This is a genomic window from Pseudomonas sp. NBRC 111132 (genome assembly GCF_001320565.1).
In the GTDB taxonomy this organism is placed as follows: domain Bacteria; phylum Pseudomonadota; class Gammaproteobacteria; order Pseudomonadales; family Pseudomonadaceae; genus Aquipseudomonas; species Aquipseudomonas putida_P.
Genome location: NZ_BCBI01000036.1, coordinates 1 through 25196 on the forward strand (window position 1 = coordinate 1; position 25196 = coordinate 25196).

Genomic DNA, 25196 nt, shown 5'->3' on the forward strand with positions numbered 1-25196 from the left:
ACATCACCAGCCTCGGCAGCGTCCCCGGGAACAGCTGCTCGAAGCCACTCATGGGCGGGCCAGGGCCAGTTCGGCGCGCATCTTGGCGATGACTTCCTGGTAGTCCGGGGCGTTGAAGATCGCCGAGCCAGCCACGAAGGTGTCAGCGCCAGCGGCAGCGATCTCGCGGATGTTGTTGACGTTCACGCCGCCGTCGATTTCCAGGCGGATATCACGGCCACTGGCGTCGATCAGCGCACGCGCTTCGCGCAGTTTGTCGAGGGTGCCGGGGATGAACTTTTGCCCGCCAAAGCCTGGGTTGACGCTCATCAGCAACACCATGTCGATTTTGTCCATCACATACTTCAGGGCGTCCAGGCTGGTGGCCGGGTTGAACACCAGGCCAGCCTTGCAACCACCGTCCTTGATCAGTTGCAGCGAACGGTCGATGTGCTGTGTGGCTTCCGGGTGGAAGGTGATGTAGGTGGCGCCGGCTTCGATGAAGTCGCCGATGATACGGTCGACGGGGCTGACCATCAGGTGCACGTCGATCGGCGCGGTGACGCCGTACTTGCGCAGGGCGGTGCAAACCATCGGACCAATGGTCAGGTTGGGGACATAGTGGTTGTCCATGACATCGAAGTGAACGATGTCTGCACCCGCAGCCAATACCTTGTCGACGTCCTCACCCAGGCGGGCAAAATCGGCGGAGAGAATGGAGGGGGCAATAGCGTAGGGCTGCATGGCGCACCTGTTGGCAGAATCACGGTGGCGCGCATTGTAACTCAGGGAAACGGATAGAGGCTGATTGGTATCAATCCATGTCGACCAGCTGTTTCAACCTGTACCGGCCTCTTCGTGGCTAACGCCGCGAAGAGGCCGGTACAGGCACCTCCTCATCAGGCCGGCTGTTGGGTCCTCAGCTTCTCGCTGCGCCCACGCAGCCACTCCAGGGTCAGCAGCAACACCACCGAGAAAGCAATCAGCAAGGTTGCCGCCGCAGCAATGGTCGGGCTGAGGTTTTCGCGGATACCGCTGAACATCTGCCGCGGCAGGGTCGCCTGCTCCGGCCCGGCCAGAAACAGTGTTACCACCACTTCGTCAAACGAAGTGGCAAAGGCGAACAGCGCGCCCGAGATAACACCGGGTGCAATCAGTGGCAGGGTCACTCGGCGGAAGGTCAGCAGCGGCGAGGCACCCAGGCTGGCCGCCGCGCGCACCAGGTTGTAGTTGAAGCCCTGCAAGGTTGCCGACACGGTAATGATGACGAACGGCACACCCAGCACCGCATGCACCAGAATCAGCGAGGTAAAACTGTTGCCCATGCCCAGTGGGGCGAAGAACAGGTAACTGGCGACCCCGATGATCACCACCGGGACCACCATTGGCGATATCACCAGCGCCATCACCAGCGACTTGCCGGGGAAGTCGCCACGGGTCAGCCCGATGGCCGCCAGGGTGCCGAACACCATGGCCAGCACCGTGGCCGCCGGGGCGACGATGATGCTGTTCTTCAACGCCCGCATCCACTCGGCCGAGCCGAAGAAGTCCTGATACCACTGCAGCGAGAAGCCCTGCAGCGGGTACACCAGGAAGCTGCCACTGTTGAACGACAGCGGCACGATCACCAGCACCGGCAAGATCAGGAACAGCAGGATCAAGCCACAAAGAATGCGCAGGCTATAGAACCAGACCCGTTCCACGGGCGACATGTATGGGCTCAGCATGACAGGCTCCTCAGCTCAGGCGCAGGCGGCTGGCGCCGACCAGCCAGCTATAGATCAAGTACAACAGCACAGTCGCCAGCAGCAGCAGCCCGCCCAGCGCGGTGGCCATGCCCCAGTTGATGCTGGTGTTGGTATAGAAAGCGACGAAGTAGCTGACCATCTGGTCGTTCGGGCTGCCGAGCAGCGCCGGGGTGATGTAGTAGCCGATGGCCAGGATGAACACCAGCAGGCACCCCGCGCCAACGCCGGCATAGGTCTGCGGGAAGTACACCCGCCAGAAGCTGGCGAACGGGTGGCACCCCAGCGAGATCGCCGCGCGCATATAGCTGGGCGAAATGCCCTTCATCACGCTGTACAGCGGCAGAATCATGAACGGCAGCAGAATGTGCACCATGGAGATGTACACACCGGTGCGGTTGAACACCAGTTCCAGCGGCTGGTCGATGATGCCCATGGCCATCAGCGCACTGTTGATCAGGCCGCCCGACTGCAGCAGCACGATCCACGCCGCCACCCGCACCAGGATCGAGGTCCAGAACGGCAGCAGTACCAAGATCATCAGCAGGTTGCTCTGGCGGGTCGGCAGGTTGGCCAACAGGTAGGCCAACGGATAGGCCAGCACAAGGCAGATGGCGGTAATCACCACACCCATCCACAGGGTGCGGGCGAAGATATCCAGGTAAATGGCCTGGTCCGGGGTGGCCTTGGCCAGTTCGCCAAGGTCGTCGATACGGTGGTCGACAGAGGCCAGCAGGTAAAAAGAAGTCACCGAACTGGTATTGCGGCGTATGGCCTGCCAGTAGGCCGGGTCGCCCCAACGCTCGTCAACGGCCTGCAAAGCGTCTTTGTAAGAGGCAGGCTCAGCCTTGAATGGCAGTGCCCGGGCTGTCTTGGTCAACAAGCTGCGGTAGCCAGCCAGCTCCATGTTCAAGCGCTTGGAAAGGTCGCCAAGGGTCTGGTTCTTGCGCGATTCGGCCAGGTCCTGGCTCAGTGCCTTGTACACATCCTCGCCCGGCAGGCTCTTGCCGTCCCACTGGGTGATGATGTCTACCGTGCGTGGCAAGCCACCGACCACTTCCGGGTTGCCGACGCTCTTGTACAGCAGCGCCGCGATCGGCACCAGGAACACCAGCAGAAGAAACAGCGCCAACGGCGCGATCAACGCCTGCGCCTTCCAGCGGTTGACCCGCTCGGCGTGTTTGAGGCGCTGCTTGAGACTTGGACCTGCGCCTTCTTTTAGGGGCACTGCAATGGCCATGGCGAACTCCGCGAAACAGGGAAACGGGGAGCGCGGACCCAGCGGCCAGCGCCCCTTTGATGCGCCTTACTTCTTCGCCGCCCAGGCGTTGAAGCGTTGCTCCAGCTGCTCGCTGTTGTCAGCCCAGAAGGCCACATCGATCTGCACCTGGTTGGCGATGTTTTCAGGCGTGGTCGGCATGTCCTTCTTCACGTCTTCCGACAGCAAGCTCACGGCCTTGGCGTTGGCCGGGCCGTAGGCGATGTTCTCGGAGTAGATCTTCTGCTGCTCGGGTTTGACGCTATAGGCAATGAATTTCTTGGCTTCTTCGGCGTTCTTGGCACCTTTAGGAATCGCCCAGGCATCAAAGTCGTAGATACCGCCGTTCCACACCACTTTGAGGTTGCTTTCCTTCTGCACAGCGGCAATACGGCCGTTGTAGGCAGAACTCATGACCACGTCACCGGAGGCCAGGAACTGCGGTGGCTGCGCGCCAGCTTCCCACCACTGGATGTTGGGCTTGAGTTCATCGAGCTTCTTGAAGGCGCGGTCCTGGCCTTCCTTGGTGGCCAGCACTTTGTAGACGTCCTTGGGCGCAACGCCATCGGCCATCAGTGCGAATTCCATCGTGTACTTGGCGCCCTTGCGCAGGCCACGCTTGCCCGGGAACTGCTTGGTGTCCCAGAAGTCGGCCCAGCTGGTGGGGGCGGTCTTGAGCTTGTCGGCGTTGTAGGCCATGACCGTGGACCATACGAAGAAGCCTACGCCGCAAGGCTGGATGGCCCCAGGTACATAGTCGGCGTCATCGCCGAACAGTGCCGGGTCGAGTTCTTCGAACATGCCCTCATCGCAACCGCGCGCCAACTCCGGCGACTCGACCTCTACCAGGTTCCACGACACGCTCTTGGTGTCCACCATCGCCTTGACCTTGGCCATTTCGCCGTTGTACTCGCCTGCGACGATCTTGCCATTACCCGCCTTTTCCCATGGCTCGTAGAACGCTTTGACCTGGGCAGCCTTGTTGGCGCCCCCGAACGAGATCACGGTGAGGTCCGCGGCCATGGCCTGGCCAGCGGCGAACAGCCCCAGGGCCAGGGCGGTCAGTTTCAACTGCTTGCGCATTATTATTCTCTCCACAGTACAGGGTTGGTGAAGCAATCCATCAATGGGCTTCGGCAATCGGATCGAGCGCGCGGGCGTGCTCCACCTCCCAGCCCAGCGGTACCACATCGCCCACGGCCAATGCCGGGTCGAGCTCGGCAATCGGCTGTTTCACGAAGAAGTCGCCCTTGCCGCAAACTTCCAGGCGCACCCGCACGTGGTCGCCCAGGTAAATGAACTCGGCCACCCGGCCAGAGAAGCGGTTGACGCAGCTTTCGCTGTGGCCGTTCAGGCGCACACGCTCCGGGCGAATCGACAGGGTTACCGGCTCGCCGGCCTGGCCGACGTTCACCGCCAGCGCCTCGACCCGTTCACCGCGCGGCAACTGCACCTGGCAGCGTTTGCCATCGCTGGCCAGCAGGGTGCCGTTGATGCGGTTGTTTTCGCCGATGAAGTTGGCGACGAAGGTATTGCAGGGCTCTTCATACAGCGTGCGCGGGTCGGCAATCTGCTGGATTTCGCCCTGGTGGAACACCGCCACGCGGTCGGACATGGTCAGCGCTTCGCCCTGGTCGTGGGTCACGTACACCACGGTCACACCCAGGCGCTGGTGAATGTGCTTGATCTCCATCTGCATGTGTTCACGCAGCTGCTTGTCCAGCGCACCAAGCGGTTCGTCCATCAGCACCAGCTGCGGCTCGAACACCAGCGCCCGGGCCAGCGCCACACGCTGTTGCTGGCCGCCGGACAGCTGGCCGGGGTAGCGTTTGGCGAAGGCATCGAGCTGGACCATGTTCAGCACGCGCTTGACCCGCTCGCTGATGTCGGTCTTGCTCAGGTTGCGCACGGTCAGCGGAAAGGCCAGGTTCTCGGCCACGGTCATATGCGGGAACAGCGCGTAGTTCTGGAACACCATGCCGATATCGCGCTTGTGCGGCGGCACGTTGTTGATCGAGCGCCCGGCCAGCTGGATTTCACCGGCGGTGGGGGTTTCGAAACCGGCCAGCATCATCAGGCTGGTGGTTTTACCGGAGCCGGACGGGCCAAGCAGGGTAAGGAACTCGCCCTTGCGGATATCCAGGTTGAGGTCTTTGACGATCAGCGACTCGCCGTCGTAGCTCTTCTGCACACCACGGAAGCTGACCAGCGTTTCGCTGGTTGCAGCGTTCGACTTCGCCTCGCTCATGCCTGCACCTTCTTGTTGGATGACTGCGTAGGCAAAAGAGTAGAAGAGGCGCAAGCGCCCGAAAATCGGGGGTGCTGAGAGAATGCCATCATCCGGATGGAAGATTCGCTGTAGGGATTGCCCTACAAAGATGACGCTTTCAGGACACTGCCGCAGTCCTTGCCGGAGCGGCCTTGTGCCGCGAAAGGGCTACGAAGCCCCCCCACAATTCAAGCGAAAGCGCTGAAACAAAGGGGCCGCTATGCGGCCCTTTCGCGACACAAGGCCGCTCTCACAAGGACTGCGAAACCACTCATTGTCGCAATCAGACCAGCTTGTGCTCCATGGCGTACTTCACCAGCTCCGCCAGCGAGTTCACCTTCAGTTTTTGCATCAAGCGCGCTTTGTGGGTGCTGATGGTCTTGCTCGACAGCGCCAGTTGCTGGGCAATGTCGTTGACGTTGGCGCCCTGAGCCAGGCGTTCGAACACCGAGAACTCCCGCTCCGACAGCAGCGTGTGCAATGGCCGAGACTCGGTCAGGCCCACTTCGAACACCATACGGTCGGCCAGCGACGGGTCGATATAACGCCCGCCACTCGCCACCCGGCGAATCGCGGTCAGCAACAGCGCCGGGTCGCTGTCCTTGGTGGCATAACCCGCCGCGCCAGCCTTCAACGCCCGCGCCGCCATCTGTGCCTCGTCGTGCATCGACAGCATCAGGATTGCCGGAGCGTCGTGCAACGCACGGATCCGCGGGATCGCTTCCAGCCCATTCACCCCCGGCATCGAGATATCCAGCAACACCACCTCGCACGGCGTGTGCCGCAGGGTTTCGAGCAACTGCTCGCCATTACCGGCCTCCCCCGCCACCTGCATGTCCTTGGCCAGGCCGATCAACTGCTTGATACCTTCACGGACAATGGTGTGGTCTTCGGCCACCAGCACTCGAATCACGCTCGCTCTCCTACTCCAACGGAATGGCCACGCTCAGGCTGGTGCCCTCGCCCGGTTGACTGTCCAGCGCCATGCTGCCACCCAACATCAGCACGCGCTCGCGCACACCCACCAGGCCAAACGAGGTGGGCCGGGGCTGGTCGCGGCAAAAGCCCTGGCCGTCGTCACTGACCGTCATGCGCAACTGACCGTCCTGGCGTACCAGCTCGATCTCCACGCTGTGCGCCTGGGCGTGACGCATCACGTTGGTCAGCGCCTCCTGCAGGATACGAAACAATCCAGTGGCCTTGGCATCGCTCAATGCTGGCAGATTATCCGGTACTTGCACCAGACAGGGGATTTGCGTGCGCGCCTCGAAGCGCCGCGCCTGCCATTCGATGGCCGAGGCAATACCGGCATCGAGAATCGGCGGGCGCAAAGCGGTGGCCACATCGCGCACCAGCTGGAACAGCTGCGCGATCAGGCGCTTCATGCTGCTCAGGCGTTCGTTAAGGCCTGGGTCCAGCTCGGCGAATGCCAGCTCGCACATCGACACTTCCAGCTTGAGCACGGTCAGCATCTGCCCCAGTTCGTCGTGCACTTCCCGGGCGATACGGGCCTTTTCTTCTTCACGCACGCTCTCCAGGTGGGCCGACAGTTCGCGCAGCTGCTCCTGAGATTTCGCCAGGGCCAACTCTGCCCGCTTGCCTTGGGTGATGTCCCACACCACACCGTCCCACACCACCTGGCCGTTGCCCAGGCGCCGAGTACTGGCCTTGATGTCGGCCCAGCGCTGTTCACCCTGGCGAGTGAGGATGCGCCCCTGCCAGGACCAGTCCTGGTCGCTGGCCAGGGCCAGGTCCTGTACCCGATGGTAATCGGCGCGGTCCTCGGGGTGCACCAGGTTGCGCAGGCCCATCTGCGGGTGCTGAATCTCGCTGGGCGCATAGCCCACCAGGGCCTCGCTGCCCTCACTGATATAGGGGAACTCCAGGTCGCCCTCGGCCGGGTCGCGCTCCAGACGAAACACCAGCCCCGGCACGTTACCGGCAATGCCCTTGAGCCGTGCCTCGCTCTCGCGCAAGGCCGCCAGGGCGCGGTGGCGCTCGGTGACGTCGGCGAGATAGACCACCAGATATTCGGAATCACGAAAGCGCAGAAAACTCAGCGACAGCTCCACCGGCAGCACGCTGTGATCGGCCCGCCGGCACTGCGCCTCGAACTGGCCGGTACCCCCTGCCCCCGTACGCGCGCCCTTCCACAGCTCCAACCAGCGGTCCATGTTCAGGCTTGGTTCGAAGGTACTCAGCGGCCGCTCCAGCAGCTCGCCCTCGGCATAACCCAGCATGCGCTCGGCAGCGTGGTTGGCGTAGCGCACGTGGCTGTCCCAATTGACCCAAAGGATACCCACCGTACTCTGGTCGATGGCGAACTGGCTCAAGCGCAACGCCTCTTCGCGCACCTGCCGTTCCACAAGGCTTTCTCGCGTGGCCAACAGGCTGCGCTCCAGCTGGCGCTGCTGCCGGCGTTGCCATAGCAATGTGGCCAACGCGCACAGCAGCAGCATGCCGAACAACAAGGCCAGGTTCTGCCAGAAGCCCGGCGATTCACTCAGCCGTGGGTATTTGGGCTGTAACCAACGCTGGTGCAGTTGTTCCAGCTCCTTGGCTGGCAGCGCTTGCAAGCCACGCTCCAATACATCGGCCAACAGTGGCCAGTCGCGCCGTGAACCAATGCGCAGCAATTGCGGCAGGCCGATATCGCCGACCACTGCCAGCTCACTGAACTCGCTTTCGCGTGACAGACGGCTGAGCTGCGCTTCATCCAGCACCGCAAAGGCGGCCTGGCCGCCTACCACCAGTTGCAGGGCCTCACGCTCGTTGGGCACCCCCTGCAGGTTGAGGTTGCTGTAGTTGGCGCGCAGGTAGTCCGCCAGCTGGCTGGGCATGCGCACGGCCACCCGCTGTTCGGCTTCGAGTTTTTCCAGCTCCACGGCCATGGCCCCGGTGCGCGGCCCCACCACCAGTTGCGGCACACGCATGTATGGGTCGCTGAACAACCACAGGCGCAGGCTGGCCGGCGTCTGCGTAAGCCCAGGGGCGAAGTCGATTTCGCCGCTCTGCAGGGCATGCTCCAGGCTGGCCTGGTCGCTGAAGTTGCGCCAGGTGAGGTCCAGCCGCAGCGCCTGCGCCAGGCTGCTCACCAGCTCTACGTTGGCCCCGTACAGTTGCTGCAAGCGCCGGTCGAACTGGGCGTACGGCACCTGCAGCACCAGGCCCACCCGCAGGCTGCGATGGGTATCCAGCCACTGCTGCTGAGCGGGCTCCAATACCACGGCGGGCGGCGCCTCGGGCCTGGCCAATGCAATCAAGGGCAGCCACAAACAGCCGATAACCAACAGGCGACGCACTCGCTTCATCTACACGCTCGTCTTGGCAAAGGCGGCCATGCAGCATGGCCGTCACGGGCAAATACTATTAGGCTGCCGGTATCATTCTGGCCTTGGGTTGACGCATGTCCACACTTTATCGCACGGGGCTGGCAGTGTGCTGCCTGGCTTCGCTCCTTCCACTCGGTGCCTTGGCCGCCGACGCCGAAAAACCACCCGCGACTACCGCGACGCCTGCTGTCGAGCCCCCACGCCCGCCCTTGCTGGAGCGCAGCCAGGAGGATGCCCAGGCGCTCGAAAGGCTAGTGCCCAAGGCCGAACAGCAGACCCTGCAGGCGGGCGCCGACAGCTTCCTGGCCCTGTGGAAGCCGGCCAACGACAGCGACCCGCAAGGGGCGGTGATCATTGTTCCCGGTGCTGGCGAAACGGCCGACTGGCCCAATGCAGTTGGCCCGCTGCGGCAAAAATTCCCTGATGTCGGCTGGCACAGCCTGAGCGTCAGCCTGCCAGATCTGCTCGCCGACAGCCCCCAGGCGAGGGTCGAAGCCAAACCCGCTGCCGAGCCAGAAAAAGCCAAGGGCGAAAGTGCTCCGGCCAAGGATGTACCTGCCGACGCCAATGCCAATATCGCCCAAGCCACCGCGGCCGATGCCGACGCGGCGCAAAACACTGACGCCGAACAGGCCAGCGAACAGGCCGACCCAGCCGACGCCGAGCGCATTTTCGCCCGCCTGGACGCCGCAGTGGCGTTTGCCCAGCAGCACAACGCACGCAGCATCGTGCTGATCGGCCATGGCAGCGGCGCGTACTGGGCAGCCCGCTACCTGAGCGAGAAGCAACCGCCGCAGGTACAGAAACTGGTGATGGTCGCCGCACAGACACCGGCTCGCGTGGAGCATGACCTGGAGAGCCTGGCGCCAACCTTGAAGGTGCCGACTGCCGATATCTACTACGTCACCCGCAGCCAGGACCGCAATGCAGCCGAGCAGCGCCTGCAGGCCAGCAAACGGCAGAAAGACAGCCAGTACCGGCAGTTGTCGCTGATTGCCATGCCGGGCAACAAGGCTGCGGAGCAAGAGCAGTTGTTCCGCCGCGTGCGAGGATGGATGAGCCCGCAGGGTTGAGCTGAAATCGACAGGGGTGCTTCGCCCCCCTTTCGCGACGCGAGGCCGCACAAGTGTGGGAGCGGCCTTGTGTCGCGATGGGCGGCAAAGCGGCCCCGTTTTTACAGCCCCCGCCGCTTGCGGATCATGGCATACGCCTGATGCAACTCACGGGTACGCTCGGTCGCTTCACGCACCTGCGCGTCGCTGGCACCGGTACCCGCCAGTTTGTCCGGGTGATGCCGACTGACAAGCCGACGATACGCCTGCTTGACCTTGTCACTATCGGTATCCGCCTCCACCGCCAGCAAGCGCAACGCTGCCGCATAGGTCATGGGGACGCCTTCGGCTGCCGTCGCCTTGCGCGGCTCGTACTCCAGCGACATGGCCTGCACCTGGCGCCTGCTCATGCCCAGCTTCTGCCCCCAGTCCAGCAACAACTCACGCTCCTTGTTGCCCATCTTGCCGTCGGCCCAAACCATGCGCCAACAGGCACGCAAGGTGCCTTCCGCGGCATGCGGCTGCTGGCGGATACGCCGCAGGTGCCCGCCCAGCCGGTCCTTGCCTGCCTTGCCGCGGTTGAACGCATTGATAGCGCGCAGCCGGGCTGCCTCGGCCAGGTCCAGGCGCACCATTTCCTGACGCGCCTGCTGGATATGCAGCTCACCCACCCGACCATCGCACTTGGCCAGGCGCCCGAGCATCACGAACAGCAACTCGTCGTCGCGCAAGGCCGAGCGCCCGCCCAGGCGTTCGCGCATATCGTCCCAGCCTTGCAAGCGCAGCCGGCGGTCCATGGCCTGCCCAAGCAGCGCACCGAGCAAGGCACCCGGTATGCTCGCGACAGCAAAGCCGGCACCTACACCAATCACCGTGCCTGGCCACCACATGTCAGGCGCGCTCGCCAATCAAACGCTCAACCTCGGCCAGGCGTTCGAGCGTACCGACATCCACCCAGTGCCCACGGTAGTGTTCGCCAGAGACCTTGCCGGCCGTCATGGCCTGGCGCAGCAACGGTGCCAGCTTGAAGGCGCCCGCCTGGCAACCATCGAACAACGCCGGGTGCAGCAGCGAAATGCCACTGAACGTCAAGGTGCCCGGCGCGTCGTCACCATCGACCACCCGCTCACCCACCAGACGGAAGTCACCGCGCCCGTGATGGCCAGGGTTGTCGACCAGCACCAGGTGAGCCAGGCCTTGCAGGGGAGCCTGCAGACGCGCGAAATCGTAATCGGTCCAGACATCGCCGTTCACCAACAGGAAAGGCGCATCACCCAGCAAAGGCAGGGCCTTGAAGATACCGCCGCCGGTTTCCAGCGGCTCACCTTCAGGTGAATAGCGGATGTTCAGGCCGAAGCGGCTGCCGTCACCCAGATGGTCTTCGATCTGCTGGCCGAGCCAGGCGTGGTTTATCACCACGTCAGTGACGCCCGCTGCCGCCAGGGCGCGCAGGTGGTATTCGATCAACGGCTGGCCGGCGACCGGGACCAACGGTTTGGGGGTGTGCAGGGTCAGCGGGCGCATGCGCTCGCCCTTGCCCGCTGCCAGGATCATTGCCTTCATGCACGCGCTCCGGCCTGCAACTGCGCAATCAGCTCACCCAGCTCCGCCAATTCGGGCCGGCGACCGATCACTTCATTTATATAGGCGAAGAAACGCGGCACGTCGCCCAGGTAACGCGGTTTGCCGTCGCGGTGGCAGATACGGGCGAAGATGCCGATCACCTTCAGGTGGCGCTGCACGCCCATCAGGTCACTGGCGCGCTGGAAAGCTTCGAACTCAGCGTGCACCGGGATGCCGGCAACCTGCGCCTGCTGCCAGTAGTCACGCAGCCAGGTCTCGACCCGCGCCTGCGGCCAACTGACAAAGGCGTCCTTGAACAGGCAGGTGATGTCGTAGGTGACCGGGCCATACACCGCATCCTGGAAATCCAGCACACCGGGGTTTGGGGTGCTCTGCATCAGGTTGCGCGGCATGTAGTCACGGTGCACCAGCACCTTGGGCTGGGCCAGGGCACTGTCGATCAGCAGCTGGCTGACGCGCTGCCAGGTGGCTTTCTGCGCTTCGCTCAAGGCCAGGCCAAGCTCACGCCCCACGTACCATTCGGGGAACAGCTCCACTTCGCGGCGCAGCAGGGCATCGTCGTAGCTGGGCAGCGGGGCGTCCATCGGCAAACGCTGGAATTTCAAAAGCGCATCGATGGCATCGGCGAACAGGCCATCGGCGTTGTCGGCATTGATGATGTCAAGGTATGTCTGAGTGCCGAGATCCCCAAGCAGCAGGAAGCCACGCTCCAGGTCCTGGGCGTGGATCAGCGGCACATGCACGTCGGCGCTGGCCAGCAGGTGGTCAATGGCGACGAACGGTCGGCAGTTTTCCTGCGGGGGTGGCGCATCCATGATCACGAAGCTGTGGCCAGCCCCCTGCCAGCGGAAGTAGCGGCGAAAGCTCGCGTCGCTGCTGGCAGACGTCAAGCTGCCTGCAGGCACTTCGCCCCAGGCATTGTTGCGGAAAAGTTCATTGAGCTGCTCTTCGAGCCAGACCGTCAGTTGTTGCAGGCGTACATCGTGTTCAGGCATTACAAGGGTCTCCGACGGCCCTAGCCGTCAAGCGGGTCATGCTTTATTATCCAGCATCTTTTTCAGACCATCGAGAGGCGTGCGGCCCCACACGCGGGCAGATGGCACGCAGGAAGCCCGGACTAATAAGATGGCATTGAAATCCCCCGCGTTTCGTAGAAAGTTTCCGTTGCTGGTAACCGGCGGTCTGCTGGCCCTGCAACCTCTGGCCACCTCATATGCAGTGGCAGCCGAACAGTTCGACTGCCAAGTGTCCGCCGCCGGTGGCTGGGACTGCAAGCCCAAGGCCCCAGTCAACAACCTGCCGCCACGCCCGGTGCACGAAGGTGCGGCCGTCAGCTCCGGCACTGAAGCCGCCAGCGAAGGCGAAACCGCGGACCGGCCGATGCTGGTTACCGAGGCCAAGGGCCGTGCCCTGAAGTCGCGCAGCGAAGACTACAGCCACCTGGACTGGGTGCCGCGTGAAAAGCTCACCGCCGCGCAGCTGGCCGAAACCGGCCCGTACTGCGGTGGCGCCTATGTCGAGCCAACCCGCCCGGGCATGGCCGACACCACGCCGAAGGATGAGTCGCCGACCTACATCAACGCCAAGGTATCCAAGTACCAGCAGGAGCAGCAGATCGCTACCCTCGCCGGTGACGTGGTGATGCGCCAGGGCAGCATGCAGGCCGAGGCCGACGAGGCCAACCTCTACCAGACCGAAAACCGTGGCGAGCTCAAGGGCAACGTCAAGATCCGTGACAACGGGTCGTTGGTGGTCGGTGACGAGGCGCAAATCCAGCTCGACACCGGCGAAGCCCAGGTCGACAACGCCGAATACGTGATGCACAAGTCGCACATCCGCGGCAGTGCCCTGTACGCCAAGCGTGGCGAAAACGCCATCATCCGCCTCAAGGACGGTACGTACACCACCTGCGAACCGGGCAGCAACGCCTGGCAGCTGAAGGGCAACAACATCACCCTGAACCCGGCCACCGGCTTCGGTACCGCGACCAACGTTACGCTGCGGGTCAAGGATTTCCCGGTGTTCTACACACCGTACATCTACTTCCCGATCGACGACCGTCGCCAGTCCGGCTTCCTGCCGCCATCGTTCAGCACCAGCAGCGACACCGGCTTCATGCTGGTCACGCCGTACTACTTCAACCTGGCGCCGAACTACGACGCCACGTTGTACCCGCGTTACATGGCCAAGCGCGGCCTGCTGATGGAAGGCGAGTTCCGCTACCTGACGCCTTCGAGCGAAGGCCAGTTCGGCGGTGCGTACCTGAACGACAAGGACGATGATCGTAAACTCCAGACGGATTACGAAGATCAGCGCTGGATGGTCAACTGGCAGCACAAGGGTGGCCTGGACGAGCGCCTGATGGCCGAGGTCGACTACACCGACATCAGCGACCCGTTCTACTTCCAGGACCTGGAGTCTGATCAGATCGGTGTGGAAAGCCGTGACCTGCTGAACCAGCAGGGTGCTTTGACCTATCGTGGCGACAGCTACACCGCGCGTTTGAACGTGCATGCCTACGAAATGGCCACTATCTCGCAGATCACGCCGTATGATCGTCTGCCGCAAGTCACCCTCAACGGTATGCTGCCGTACCACCCGGGTGGTTTCGACTTCAGTTACGACACCGAAGCCGTGCGCTTTGATCGCGACTTGAAGACTGGTCCGGTCTTCAACAAGGATGGGGTGCTTGACACCACCGCTGGTACCAATGGCCAACGTCTTGATGAGAACATCTTCGGTCTCGCAAGGGCTAACGGTACCCGCCTCAACGTTGCACCTTCCATCAGCTTACCGATGGATGCCAGCTATGGTTACCTCAAGCCTAAGCTGACTTACATGTACACCCATTACGACCTGGACCTGGATAGCGAAGGCAAAAGCGACCTGGCCAATGCCTCGCAAGCCACCCGCGACCTACGCGGTGATTTCTCGAGCACCCAGAACCGCGATATCCCGATCTTCAGTGTCGACAGCGGCTTGTACTTTGACCGCAACACATCTCTGTTCGGTACGAACTACAAGCAGACCCTCGAACCGCGCCTGTTCTATCTCTATGTTCCGTACAAGGATCAGATGGACATTCCGCTGTTCGACTCAGGCGAAAGTCTGTTCAGCTATGACTCGTTGTTCCGCGAGAACCGCTTCAGTGGCACAGACCGCATCGGGGACGAGAACAAACTTTCGCTGGGGGTAACCACCCGCTGGATCGAAGAAAACGGCTTCGAACGCCAGAACTTCAGCATTGGCCAGGCGTACTACTTCAAGGACCGCAAGGTCCAGCTGCCAGGTATCGACTACCGTACCCGCAAAGACTCGCAGTCCGACGTTTCTCCATACGCGCTGATGTACAACTACTTCTTCAACCGCGACTGGCGCTTCAACTCGGACTTCAACTGGGACCCAGACAGCCGCAGCACCCGCTCGGGCAGCGCGATGTTCCACTACCAGCCTGAAGACAACCCGAACAAGGTGGTCAACGTCGGTTATCGCTACCGTAACGACACCATTGCCTACGACTCCCAGACCGGTACTTGGAAAGTGGGCGGTGGCGACTACGGCACCCCAGGTAGCCCGAACTACATCAAGGACTACTACAAGATCCAGCAGCATGACTTCTCGGTCATCTGGCCGATCGTTCCGCAGTGGAGCGTCATCGCTCGCTGGCAGCATGACTACAACCGCAACCGCACCCTGGAAGCCATGGGCGGTTTCGAGTACGACAACTGCTGCTGGAAGCTGCGCCTGATCAACCGCTACTGGATCGATTACGACGACTTCAGCCAAGCCCTCCCGGCGAACGAAAAAGGCGACCACGGTGTCTTCCTTCAGATCGTCCTGAAAGGCCTCGGTGGCGTAGTTGGCAACAAGGTCGAGTCTTTCCTCGACCAAGGCATTCAAGGTTACCGTGAACGTGAAGACCAAGCTTATTGATCGTCTGCGCCCAGTGTTGCTGGGCGCCGCTTTGCTGAGTGGCGCGGTGCATGCCGCGGTACAACCTCTTGATCGCGTGGTGGCCATCGTCGACAACGACGTGGTCATGCAAAGCCAGCTGGACCAGCGCGTCCACGAGGTGCAGCAAACCATCGCCAAGCGTGGCGGCGGCGTGCCACCCACTGGCGCCCTGGAACAGCAGGTACTGGAACGCCTGATCGTCGAGAACCTGCAACTGCAGATCGGCGAGCGCTCCGGCATCCGCATCACCGACGAGGAACTGAACCAGGCCATCGGCACCATCGCCCAGCGCAATGGCATGTCGCTGGACCAGTTCCGCGCCGCCCTGGCCCATGACGGCCTGTCGTTCGACGACGCTCGCGAGCAGGTCAAGCGCGAGATGATCATCAGCCGTGTACGCCAGCGCCGCGTGGCCGAGCGTATCCAGGTGTCGGAGCAGGAAGTGAAGAACTTCCTCAACTCCGACATGGGCAAGATGCAGATGTCGGAAGAGTACCGCCTGGCGAACATCCTCATCCCTACCCCGGAAGCCGCCAACTCGGATGATATCCAGAAGGCTGCGCGCAAGGTCGGTGACGTGTACCAGCAGCTGCGCCAGGGCGCCGACTTCGGCCAGATGGCGATTGCCAACTCGGCCAGCGAAAACGCCCTGGAAGGCGGCGAGATGGGCTGGCGTAAAGCCGGCCAGCTGCCACCTGACTTCGCCAAGATGCTCAGCAGCATGCCGGTGGGTGAGATCACCCAGCCCATTCGTATCCCCAACGGCTTCATCATCCTCAAGCTGGAGGAGAAGCGCGGTGGCAGCGAGAACGTGCTGCGTGACGAAGTGCATGTACGCCACATCCTGATCAAGCCAAGCGAGATCCGCAGCGAAGCAGCCACCGAGCAACTGGCCGAGCGCCTGTACGACCGCATCAAGAACGGCGAAGATTTCGGCGAGCTGGCCAAGAGCTTCTCGGAAGACCCAGGTTCTGCGCTCAACGGCGGCGACCTCAACTGGGTAGACCCGAACAGCCTGGTACCGGAGTTCCGTGAACAGATGGCCAACGCCCAGCAAGGCGTCGTGACCAAACCGTTCAAAACCCAGTACGGCTGGCACGTTCTGGAAGTGCTGGGCCGCCGCGCCACCGACAGCACTGAGCAGGCACGTGAGCAACAGGCCCTGAGCGTACTGCGCAACCGCAAGTACGACGAAGAGCTGCAAACCTGGCTGCGCCAGATTCGCGACGAAGCCTACGTTGAAATCAAGCTGCCTGGCGCTGACCAGGCCGCCCAGTGAAGCCCCTGCGCTTCGCCGTCACGCCCGGCGAGCCGGCCGGCATAGGTCCCGACCTGTGCCTGCTGCTCGCCGCAGACGCCCAGCCTCATCCCCTGATCGCCATCACCAGCCGTGACCTGCTCGCCGAGCGGGCCACGCAGCTGGGGCTGGCCGTCAACCTGCTGTCAGTAGCCCCAGGCCAATGGCCTGAGCAGCCGGCGCCAGCCGGTAGCCTGTACGTTTGGGATACCCCCCTGGCAGCGCCCGTAACATCAGGCCAGCTCGACAAAGCCAACGCCGCGTTCGTGCTGGAAACCCTGACCCGCGCGGGCCAAGGCTGCCTGGACGGGCACTTCGCCGGGATGATCACCGCCCCGGTGCACAAGGGTGTGATCAATGAAAGCGGTATCGCCTTTTCCGGGCATACCGAGTTCCTTGCCGAACTGACCCATACCGCGCAAGTGGTGATGATGCTGGCGACCCGTGGCCTGCGCGTGGCGCTTGTAACCACGCACCTGCCGCTGCGTGATATTGCCGACGCCATCACAGCCGAGCGCATCGAACGTGTAACCCGTATCCTGCATGCCGACATGCGCGACAAGTTCGGCATTGCCAACCCGCGTATTCTGGTGTGTGGCCTCAACCCGCATGCGGGCGAGGGCGGCCACCTGGGCCGCGAGGAAATCGACATCATCGAGCCGACCCTGGCCCGCCTGCGCACCGAAGGCATGGACCTACGCGGGCCGCTGCCGGCCGATACCCTGTTTACCCCCAAATATCTGGAGCACTGCGATGCGGTGCTGGCGATGTACCACGACCAGGGCCTGCCCGTACTCAAGTACAAAGGCTTCGGCGCTGCAGTGAACGTGACCCTGGGCCTGCCGATCATCCGTACATCGGTCGATCACGGCACCGCCCTGGACCTGGCCGGCACCGGCAAGGTCGACACCGGCAGCCTTTGCGTCGCGCTGGAAACCGCCTACCAGATGGCCGAGAACCGACCATGAACGAGCAATACCAACACCGGGCGCGCAAGCGCTTCGGCCAGAACTTCCTGCACGACGCCGGCGTCATCGACCGCATCCTGCGTGCCATCAACGCCAAGGCCGGCGAACACCTGCTGGAAATCGGCCCGGGCCAGGGCGCCCTGACCGAAGGCCTGCTGGGCAGCGGCGCACAACTGGACGTGGTGGAGCTGGACAAGGACCTGGTACCGATCCTGCAGCACAAGTTCGCTGATCGCGGCAACTTCCGCCTGCACCAGGGCGACGCCCTGAAGTTCGACTTCAACCAGCTGGGCGTGCCGCCACGCAGCCTCAAGGTAGTGGGCAACCTGCCCTACAACATCTCCACCCCGCTGATCTTCCACCTGCTCAGCCATGCCGGGCTTATCCGCGACATGCACTTCATGCTGCAGAAGGAAGTGGTCGAGCGCATGGCAGCCGGCCCTGGCGGGGGTGACTGGGGGCGCCTGTCGATCATGGTGCAGTACCACTGCCGCGTGGAGCACCTGTTCAATGTCGGCCCTGGCGCCTTCAACCCACCGCCAAAAGTCGATTCAGCCATCGTCCGCCTGGTGCCGCACGAAGTGCTGCCCCACCCGGCCAAGGATGCGAAGCTGCTGGAGCAGGTGGTACGCGAGGCGTTCAACCAGCGTCGCAAAACCCTGCGCAACACCATGAAGGGCCTGCTCGACAGCGCGGCCATCGAGGCCGCTGGTGTGGATGGCAGCCTGCGTCCTGAACAGCTGGACCTGGCAGCCTTCGTGCGCCTGGCCGACCAACTGGCTGATCAGCAAGCCTGATATCACCTGTACCGAGCTCTTCGCGGTTAAACCCGCGAAGAGACCGGCACCGACAACAGAAAACCCCAAGCCCCTGCACCGCTGGCCCTCGCCCCTCCCAATGGCCTAGACTGCGTTATTGCGTCAGTTCGCCCAAGGCCCTTGCATGTCCGACCCCCGCTATCAAATCGACGTCAGCGTCGTGACCCGCTACCTGAAAGAACAATCCGACCCCGAAAACAGTCGTTTCGCTTTCGCCTACACCATTACCGTGCAGAACAACGGCTCGCTCAAAGCCAAGCTGCTGTCACGCCACTGGCTGATCACCAACGGTGACGGCGAAGTCGAGGAAGTGCGCGGTGCCGGCGTGGTCGGCCAACAGCCCAACATCGACCCGGGCCAGAGCCACACCTACAGCAGCGGCGCCGTCATCAGTACCCGCGTGGGCACCATGCAGGGCAGCTACCAGATGTTTGCCGAAGACGGTAAACGCTTCGACGCCGAGATCGCCCCGTTCCGCCTGGCGGTACCGGGGGCGCTGCACTGATGGCCACTTACGCCGTCGGCGACCTGCAGGGCTGCCTGCAGCCACTCAAGTGCCTGCTCGAGCGCGTCAGCTTCAACCCCGCCGTCGACCGCCTGTGGCTGGTCGGCGACCTGGTCAACCGCGGCCCTGAGTCACTGGAAACCCTGCGCTTCCTCTACTCGATCCGCCAGTCACTGGTCTGCGTGCTGGGCAACCATGACCTGCATCTGCTGGCCGCCTGGCACAACGTAGAGCGCCTCAAGAAAAGCGACACCCTGCGCGAAATCATCGAAGCGCCGGACGCCGACCCGCTGTTTGACTGGCTGCGCCAGCAGAAGCTGCTGCATTACGACGAGGCACGCGGCATCGCCATGGCCCACGCCGGCATTCCACCACAGTGGACGCTCGGCCAGGCCCTTGGCTATGCGGCCGAGGTGGAAGAAGCGCTACGCGATGATAGCCGCCTGAAGCTCTACCTGGACGGCATGTACGGTAACGAGCCGAACAAGTGGAGCAAGAACCTCACCGGTGTCGAGCGCCTGCGGGTCATCACCAACTACCTCACGCGCATGCGCTTCTGCACCGCCGAGGGCAAGCTTGACCTCAAGAGCAAGGAAGGCCTGGGTACCGCGCCCAAGGGTTACAAGCCCTGGTTTGCACACAAGGGCCGTCGCTCGCGGCACGTGACAATCATCTTCGGCCACTGGGCCGCCCTCGAAGGCCGCGTCGACGAACCGGGCATCATTGCCCTGGACACCGGCTGCGTGTGGGGCGGCGCCATGACCCTGTACAACGTCGACAGTGGCGAATACCACCGCTGCGATTGCGCCGACGACGGCACCCTGCGCCAACCGGCACAACCCACTACACTCAACGACCACACCTGAAGGAAGTAGTACCCATGAGCGAATTCAAGCGCATCCCTCCCGAGCAGGCCTTGGAGCTTCGCAAGCAAGAAGGTGCGGTTGTCGTCGACATTCGCGACGCACAAGCCTTCGCTGCCGGCCATATCACCGGTGCCCGGCACCTGGATAACCATTCGGTCGCCGATTTCATCCGCGGCGCCGACCTCGACGCCCCGACCCTGGTGGTCTGCTATCACGGCAATTCCAGCCAGAGCGCTGCCGCCTACCTGGTCGGCCAGGGCTTCTCCGACGTTTACAGCGTGGACGGCGGCTTCGAACTGTGGCGCGCCACCTACCCGGCCGAGACCGCCCAAGGCGCCGCCGAATAATTTTTTCATTTTTCCCGCAGCCCGCGCCCCGTGCGGGCTGGCGGGTTATCTGACGAACGGTAGTTGGTAACTTCTGCCCTCCTCGCCCCTTGACCTTGCAGATAACCAACTACGCTTAAGCTCAGGCCATCCAAAAAAGGGGAGAGCCGGTACACCGGCGTGCGGGTCATCGGTAGCGTTACAGGGTGTTCTGGGGGGTATACAGCAATCGGCGAACCCGGTTGCATGCCAGCATCAGCTGACTGATCCGGCGTCGTCTCCACGTATCGAGCGAGGTGACGTCATGAGTATTTTTAGCCACTTCCAACAACGTTTCGAGTCTACGCGCCAGGAAGAACTCTCGCTGCAGGAGTACCTCGAGCTGTGCAAAGGGGATCGCAGTGCCTACGCATCGGCGGCCGAACGGCTGTTGCTGGCCATCGGTGAGCCAGAGCTGATCGACACCTCTACCAACTCCAGGCTGTCGCGAATCTTCTCCAACAAGGTTATCCGCCGCTATCCGGCCTTTGCCGACTTCCATGGCATGGAAGAGTGCATCGACCAGATCGTGTCGTACTTCCGCCACGCCGCCCAAGGCCTGGAAGAGAAGAAACAAATCCTCTATCTGCTGGGCCCGGTAGGCGGCGGCAAGTCGTCGCTGGCGGAAAAGCTCAAGCAGCTGATGGAAAAGGTGCCGTTCTATGCGATCAAGGGCTCGCCGGTATTCGAGTCACCGCTGGGACTGTTCAACGCTACCGAAGATGGGGCCATTCTCGAGGAAGAGTTCGGTATCCCACGGCGCTACCTGAATACCATCATGTCGCCTTGGGCCACCAAGCGCCTGCAGGAGTTCGGCGGCGATATCTCCAAGTTCAAGGTGGTGAAACTCTACCCGTCGATTCTCAACCAGATCGCCATTGCCAAGACCGAACCCGGCGACGAGAACAACCAGGACATCTCTGCCCTGGTCGGTAAGGTGGATATCCGCAAGCTTGAAGAATACCCACAGAACGACGCCGATGCTTACAGCTACTCGGGCGCACTGTGCCGGGCCAACCAGGGCCTGATGGAATTCGTCGAAATGTTCAAGGCGCCGATCAAGGTGCTGCACCCCTTGCTCACCGCTACCCAGGAAGGCAACTACAACAGCACCGAGGGCCTGGGGGCGATTCCCTATACCGGCATCCTGTTGGCGCACTCCAACGAATCGGAGTGGCATACCTTCCGCAACAACAAGAACAACGAAGCGTTCATCGACCGTATCTACATCGTCAAGGTGCCGTACTGCCTGCGCGTCAGCGATGAAATCAAGATCTACGACAAACTGCTGGTCAACAGCTCGCTGTCCAAGGCTCATTGCGCACCGGATACGCTCAAGATGCTGGCCCAGTTCACGGTGCTTTCACGCCTGAAAGAGCCAGAGAACTCCAACATCTACTCGAAGATGCGTGTCTACGACGGAGAAAACCTCAAGGATACCGATCCGAAGGCCAAGTCGATCCAGGAATACCGCGACTCGGCAGGCGTTGACGAGGGCATGAACGGCCTTTCCACTCGCTTCGCCTTCAAGATCCTCTCCAAGGTGTTCAACTTCGACCCACACGAAATTGCCGCCAACCCAGTGCACCTGCTGTACGTGCTGGAGCAGCAGATCGAGCAGGAACAGTTCCCGGCCGAGGTGCGCGAACGCTACCTGCGCTACCTGAAGGAATACCTGGCGCCGCGCTACATCGAGTTTATCGGCAAGGAAATCCAGACAGCCTACCTGGAGTCCTACAGCGAATACGGCCAGAACATCTTCGACCGCTACGTGCTGTATGCCGACTTCTGGATCCAGGACCAGGAATACCGCGACCCGGAAACCGGCGAGATCCTCAACCGTATCGCCCTCAACGAGGAGCTGGAGAAGATCGAGAAACCGGCCGGCATCAGCAACCCGAAAGACTTCCGCAACGAGATCGTCAACTTCGTACTGCGCGCACGCGCCAACAACAACGGCAAGAATCCAAGCTGGCTGAGCTATGAAAAGCTGCGGGTGGTGATCGAGAAGAAAATGTTCTCCAACACCGAAGACCTGCTGCCTGTCATCAGCTTCAACGCCAAGGCCAGCAAAGAGGATCAGAAGAAACACAACGACTTCGTCACCCGGATGGTGGAGCGTGGTTACACCGACAAACAGGTACGTCTGCTGTCGGAATGGTACCTGCGGGTCAGGAAATCGCAATAAAGCGGCAAGCTACAAGCCGCAAGCTTCAAGCTGCCTAGCGCCGAGCGCAAGCCCGGCGCTGTAGCTTGCAGCAGCGGTGGCTGCTCTTTCCTGCAGCCAGAAGCTTGTGGCTTGCAGCTGCTCCCAGCTACCGGAGGGACCATGAGCTACGTTATAGACCGACGCCTGAACGGCAAGAACAAGAGCACGGTCAACCGCCAACGCTTCCTGCGGCGGTACCGCGAACACATCAAGAAAGCCGTCGAAGAGGCGGTGAGCCGCCGTTCCATCATGGACATGGAACACGGCGAGCAAATCAGCATTCCCGGCCGCGACATCGACGAGCCGGTGCTGCACCATGGTCGCGGGGGCAAACAGACCATCGTGCACCCTGGCAACAAGGAATTCACCGCCGGTGAACACATCCCGCGCCCGCAAGGCGGTGGAGGTGGCGGCGGCGGTCGCGGTAAAGCGGGCAACTCCGGCGAGGGCATGGACGAATTCGTCTTCCAGATCACTCAGGAAGAGTTTCTCGAATTCATGTTCGAGGACCTCGAGCTGCCCAACCTGGTCAAGCGTCACCTGACGGGCGCCGACACCTTCAAGACCGTGCGCGCCGGTATCGCCAACGAAGGCAACCCGTCGCGTATCAACATCGTGCGCACCCTGCGTTCGGCCCACGCCCGGCGCATCGCCCTGACCGGCAGCAGCCGCGCCCTGTTGCGTGAAGCGCAAAAGGAACTGGACCGCCTGCGGGTCGAAGAGCCAGACAACTTCACCGATATCCAGGAAGTCGAACAGGAAATCGAACGCTTGAAGGCGCGCATCAACCGCCTGCCCTTCCTCGATACCTTCGACCTCAAGTACAACCTGCTGGTCAAACAACCCAACCCCAGCTCGAAGGCGGTGATGTTCTGCCTGATGGACGTATCCGGCTCGATGACCCAGGCCACCAAGGACATCGCCAAGCGCTTCTTCATCCTGCTGTACCTGTTCCTCAAGCGTAACTACGACCGCATCGAAGTGGTGTTCATTCGCCATCACACCAGTGCCCGTGAAGTCGATGAGGAAGAGTTCTTCTACTCGCGGGAAACCGGCGGCACCATCGTCTCCAGCGCCCTGAAGTTGATGCAGGAGATCATGGCCGAACGCTACCCGGCCAGCGACTGGAACATCTACGCCGCACAAGCCTCCGACGGCGACAACTGGAACGACGACTCGCCGATCTGCCGCGACATCCTCTCCAAGCAGATCATGCCGCATGTGCAGTACTACACTTACGTTGAGATCACCCCCCGTGAACACCAGGCGCTGTGGTATGAATACGAGCGCATCGGCGAAGCCTACCCCGACACGTTCGCCCAGCAGCAGCTGGTATCGGCCGGCGACATCTACCCGGTCTTCCGTGAACTCTTCCAGCGCAGGTTAGCCACATGACCGCCAGAGCACAGAGACGCCAACCCATTTCCACCGGGTCCGAGTGGACGTTCGAGCTGATCCAGACCTACGACCGGGAAATCAGCCGCCTGGCCGAGCGTTACGCCCTGGACACCTACCCCAACCAGATCGAGGTCATCACAGCCGAGCAGATGATGGACGCCTACGCCTCGGTCGGCATGCCGCTGGGCTATCACCACTGGTCCTACGGCAAGCAGTTCCTCAGTACCGAAAAGTCCTACAGTCGCGGCCAGATGGGCCTGGCCTACGAGATCGTGATCAACTCCGACCCGTGCATCGCCTACCTGATGGAAGAAAACACCATGTGCATGCAAGCACTGGTGATCGCTCACGCCTGCTATGGCCATAACAGTTTTTTCAAAGGCAATTACCTGTTCCGCACCTGGACTGACGCCAGTTCGATCATCGACTACCTGGTGTTCGCCAAGCAGTACATCGCCCAATGCGAAGAGCGCCACGGCATCGATGCGGTGGAAGACCTGATAGACTCCTGCCACGCGCTGATGAACTACGGCGTCGACCGCTACAAGCGGCCTTACCCTATTTCCGCCGAGGAGGAGCGGCGCCGGCAACAGGAGCGCGAAGAGCACCTTCAGCGCCAGATCAACGACCTGTGGCGGACAATTCCGAAAAGCGCGGAAAAGGGCAACGACCGCGATGATGGGCGCTTCCCCGCCGAACCGCAGGAAAACATCCTGTACTTCATCGAAAAGAACGCGCCGTTGCTCGAACCTTGGCAGCGTGAAGTGGTGCGCATCGTGCGCAAGATCGCCCAGTACTTCTACCCGCAGCGCCAGACCCAGGTGATGAACGAAGGCTGGGCAACCTTCTGGCATTACACCCTGATGAACGACCTGTACGACGAGGGGCTTATCACCGAAGGCTTCATGATGGAGTTTTTGCAGTCGCACACCAGCGTGGTGTTCCAGCCCGGTTTCGACAGCCCCTACTACAGCGGCATCAACCCCTATGCTTTGGGGTTCGCGATGTACACCGACATCCGCCGCATGTGCGAAAACCCGACCGAGGAAGATCGCCACTGGTTCCCCGACATTGCCGGCAGTGACTGGCTTTCTACCATCAAGTTCGCTATGAGCAGCTTCAAGGACGAGAGCTTCATCCTGCAGTACCTGTCGCCCAAGGTAATGCGCGACCTGAAGCTGTTCAGCATCCTCGATGACGACCAGCGCGACGACCTACTGGTACCTGCCATTCATGACGAAGCCGGCTACCGGGTGATTCGTGAGCAGCTGGCAGCGCAATACAACCTGGGCAACCGTGAGCCGAACGTGCAGATCTGGAGCGTCGACCGTCGCGGCGACCGCTCACTGACCCTGCGCCACCAGCAACATAACCGCAAACCACTGGGCGACTCGACCGATGAAGTGCTCAAGCACCTGCATCGCTTGTGGGGCTTCGATATTCACCTGGAGACCGTACAGGGCGAGCAAGTGATGAAAACCCACCACATGCCCCCGCGCGGCGAGCACGGCGAAAGCGCCGACTATGGCCGCATGGACCTGGCCGTTATCCACCATCTCTGATGCAACCCCATAACTGCCGACAGGTTATCCTGTCG

The 25196-nt window shown here is 62.1% G+C and carries 21 protein-coding genes; 11 read left to right on the forward strand and 10 right to left on the reverse strand.

What is annotated here, in order from left to right; genetic code table 11:
• Positions 1-48: 48 nt before the first annotated feature.
• From rpe to APH35_RS17565, 7 genes are all read right to left on the reverse strand, one after another.
• Positions 49-723 (reverse strand): ribulose-phosphate 3-epimerase, encoded by a 675-nt coding sequence (gene rpe / locus APH35_RS17535; protein ID WP_003255539.1) that lies wholly within the window; start codon positions 721-723, stop codon positions 49-51.
• A 155-nt stretch (positions 724-878) separates the two neighbouring features.
• On the reverse strand, positions 879-1706 hold the full coding sequence (locus tag APH35_RS17540) for an ABC transporter permease (protein WP_003260880.1): 828 nt from the start codon (positions 1704-1706) through the stop codon (positions 879-881).
• Between the two features lie 10 nt (positions 1707-1716).
• Complete coding sequence (locus APH35_RS17545) at positions 1717-2964, reverse strand: ABC transporter permease (RefSeq protein ID WP_012270210.1); 1248 nt, start codon at positions 2962-2964, stop codon at positions 1717-1719.
• 66 nt (positions 2965-3030) lie between these two features.
• Complete coding sequence (locus tag APH35_RS17550; protein WP_012270209.1) at positions 3031-4065, reverse strand: ABC transporter substrate-binding protein; 1035 nt, start codon at positions 4063-4065, stop codon at positions 3031-3033.
• Positions 4066-4105: 40 nt separating this feature from the next.
• The gene (locus APH35_RS17555) at positions 4106-5230 is read right to left on the reverse strand and encodes an ABC transporter ATP-binding protein (protein WP_012270208.1); all 1125 of its coding nucleotides are present in this window, start codon (positions 5228-5230) and stop codon (positions 4106-4108) included.
• 304 nt (positions 5231-5534) lie between these two features.
• Complete coding sequence (locus tag APH35_RS17560; RefSeq protein WP_060515201.1) at positions 5535-6164, reverse strand: response regulator; 630 nt, start codon at positions 6162-6164, stop codon at positions 5535-5537.
• A 10-nt stretch (positions 6165-6174) separates the two neighbouring features.
• Positions 6175-8562: a PAS domain-containing sensor histidine kinase gene (locus tag APH35_RS17565; RefSeq protein WP_060494200.1), complete on the reverse strand. Its 2388-nt coding sequence runs from the start codon at positions 8560-8562 to the stop codon at positions 6175-6177.
• Positions 8563-8657: 95 nt separating this feature from the next.
• Here APH35_RS17565 and APH35_RS17570 point away from each other — a divergent pair, with 95 nt between their 5' ends.
• Entirely contained in the window at positions 8658-9656 is a 999-nt protein-coding gene (locus APH35_RS17570; RefSeq protein ID WP_012270206.1) for an alpha/beta hydrolase family protein, read from the forward strand.
• Between the two features lie 101 nt (positions 9657-9757).
• Here APH35_RS17570 and APH35_RS17575 read toward each other — a convergent pair whose 3' ends face one another.
• The 3 genes from APH35_RS17575 to APH35_RS17585 are packed head-to-tail and all read right to left on the reverse strand — an operon-like array spanning position 9758 to position 12214.
• Positions 9758-10525, reverse strand: coding sequence for a TerB family tellurite resistance protein (locus tag APH35_RS17575; protein WP_012270205.1), 768 nt, complete (start codon positions 10523-10525; stop codon positions 9758-9760).
• Between the two features lies 1 nt (position 10526).
• Positions 10527-11198, reverse strand: coding sequence for an N-acetylmuramate alpha-1-phosphate uridylyltransferase MurU (gene murU / locus APH35_RS17580; protein WP_060494198.1), 672 nt, complete (start codon positions 11196-11198; stop codon positions 10527-10529).
• A complete protein-coding gene (locus APH35_RS17585; protein WP_012270203.1) occupies positions 11195-12214 on the reverse strand; it encodes an aminoglycoside phosphotransferase family protein in 1020 nt (339 codons plus the stop codon). The genes murU and APH35_RS17585 overlap by 4 nt, the downstream gene beginning before the upstream one ends.
• 130 nt (positions 12215-12344) lie before the next feature.
• Here APH35_RS17585 and APH35_RS17590 point away from each other — a divergent pair, with 130 nt between their 5' ends.
• The 10 genes from APH35_RS17590 to APH35_RS17635 all read left to right on the forward strand — a co-directional run bounded on the left by APH35_RS17590 (position 12345) and on the right by APH35_RS17635 (position 25161).
• Entirely contained in the window at positions 12345-15152 is a 2808-nt protein-coding gene (locus APH35_RS17590) for an LPS-assembly protein LptD (protein ID WP_060515202.1), read from the forward strand.
• Complete coding sequence (surA, locus tag APH35_RS17595) at positions 15133-16452, forward strand: peptidylprolyl isomerase SurA (RefSeq protein WP_041166352.1); 1320 nt, start codon at positions 15133-15135, stop codon at positions 16450-16452. Before APH35_RS17590 ends, surA begins: the two co-directional genes overlap by 20 nt.
• Positions 16449-17438, forward strand: a complete 990-nt coding sequence (gene pdxA / locus APH35_RS17600; RefSeq protein WP_060515203.1) for a 4-hydroxythreonine-4-phosphate dehydrogenase PdxA — start codon at positions 16449-16451, stop codon at positions 17436-17438. Before surA ends, pdxA begins: the two co-directional genes overlap by 4 nt.
• The gene (rsmA, locus tag APH35_RS17605) at positions 17435-18235 is read left to right on the forward strand and encodes a 16S rRNA (adenine(1518)-N(6)/adenine(1519)-N(6))-dimethyltransferase RsmA (RefSeq protein WP_012270199.1); all 801 of its coding nucleotides are present in this window, start codon (positions 17435-17437) and stop codon (positions 18233-18235) included. Before pdxA ends, rsmA begins: the two co-directional genes overlap by 4 nt.
• A 145-nt stretch (positions 18236-18380) precedes the next feature.
• Positions 18381-18761, forward strand: a complete 381-nt coding sequence (gene apaG, locus APH35_RS17610; RefSeq protein WP_012270198.1) for a Co2+/Mg2+ efflux protein ApaG — start codon at positions 18381-18383, stop codon at positions 18759-18761.
• Positions 18761-19627 (forward strand): symmetrical bis(5'-nucleosyl)-tetraphosphatase, encoded by an 867-nt coding sequence (locus APH35_RS17615; RefSeq protein ID WP_012270197.1) that lies wholly within the window; start codon positions 18761-18763, stop codon positions 19625-19627. Before apaG ends, APH35_RS17615 begins: the two co-directional genes overlap by 1 nt.
• A 14-nt stretch (positions 19628-19641) precedes the next feature.
• Positions 19642-19974 carry a thiosulfate sulfurtransferase GlpE gene (gene glpE / locus APH35_RS17620; RefSeq protein WP_060494195.1) on the forward strand — a complete coding sequence of 111 codons (333 nt, stop codon included), beginning with the start codon at positions 19642-19644 and terminating at the stop codon, positions 19972-19974.
• Positions 19975-20257: 283 nt separating this feature from the next.
• Positions 20258-22180, forward strand: coding sequence for a PrkA family serine protein kinase (locus tag APH35_RS17625; protein ID WP_012270195.1), 1923 nt, complete (start codon positions 20258-20260; stop codon positions 22178-22180).
• A 141-nt stretch (positions 22181-22321) separates the two neighbouring features.
• Positions 22322-23596 carry a YeaH/YhbH family protein gene (locus tag APH35_RS17630; RefSeq protein WP_012270194.1) on the forward strand — a complete coding sequence of 425 codons (1275 nt, stop codon included), beginning with the start codon at positions 22322-22324 and terminating at the stop codon, positions 23594-23596.
• Positions 23593-25161 carry a SpoVR family protein gene (locus APH35_RS17635; RefSeq protein WP_012270193.1) on the forward strand — a complete coding sequence of 523 codons (1569 nt, stop codon included), beginning with the start codon at positions 23593-23595 and terminating at the stop codon, positions 25159-25161. Before APH35_RS17630 ends, APH35_RS17635 begins: the two co-directional genes overlap by 4 nt.
• The last annotated feature ends 35 nt before the right edge of the window (positions 25162-25196 follow it).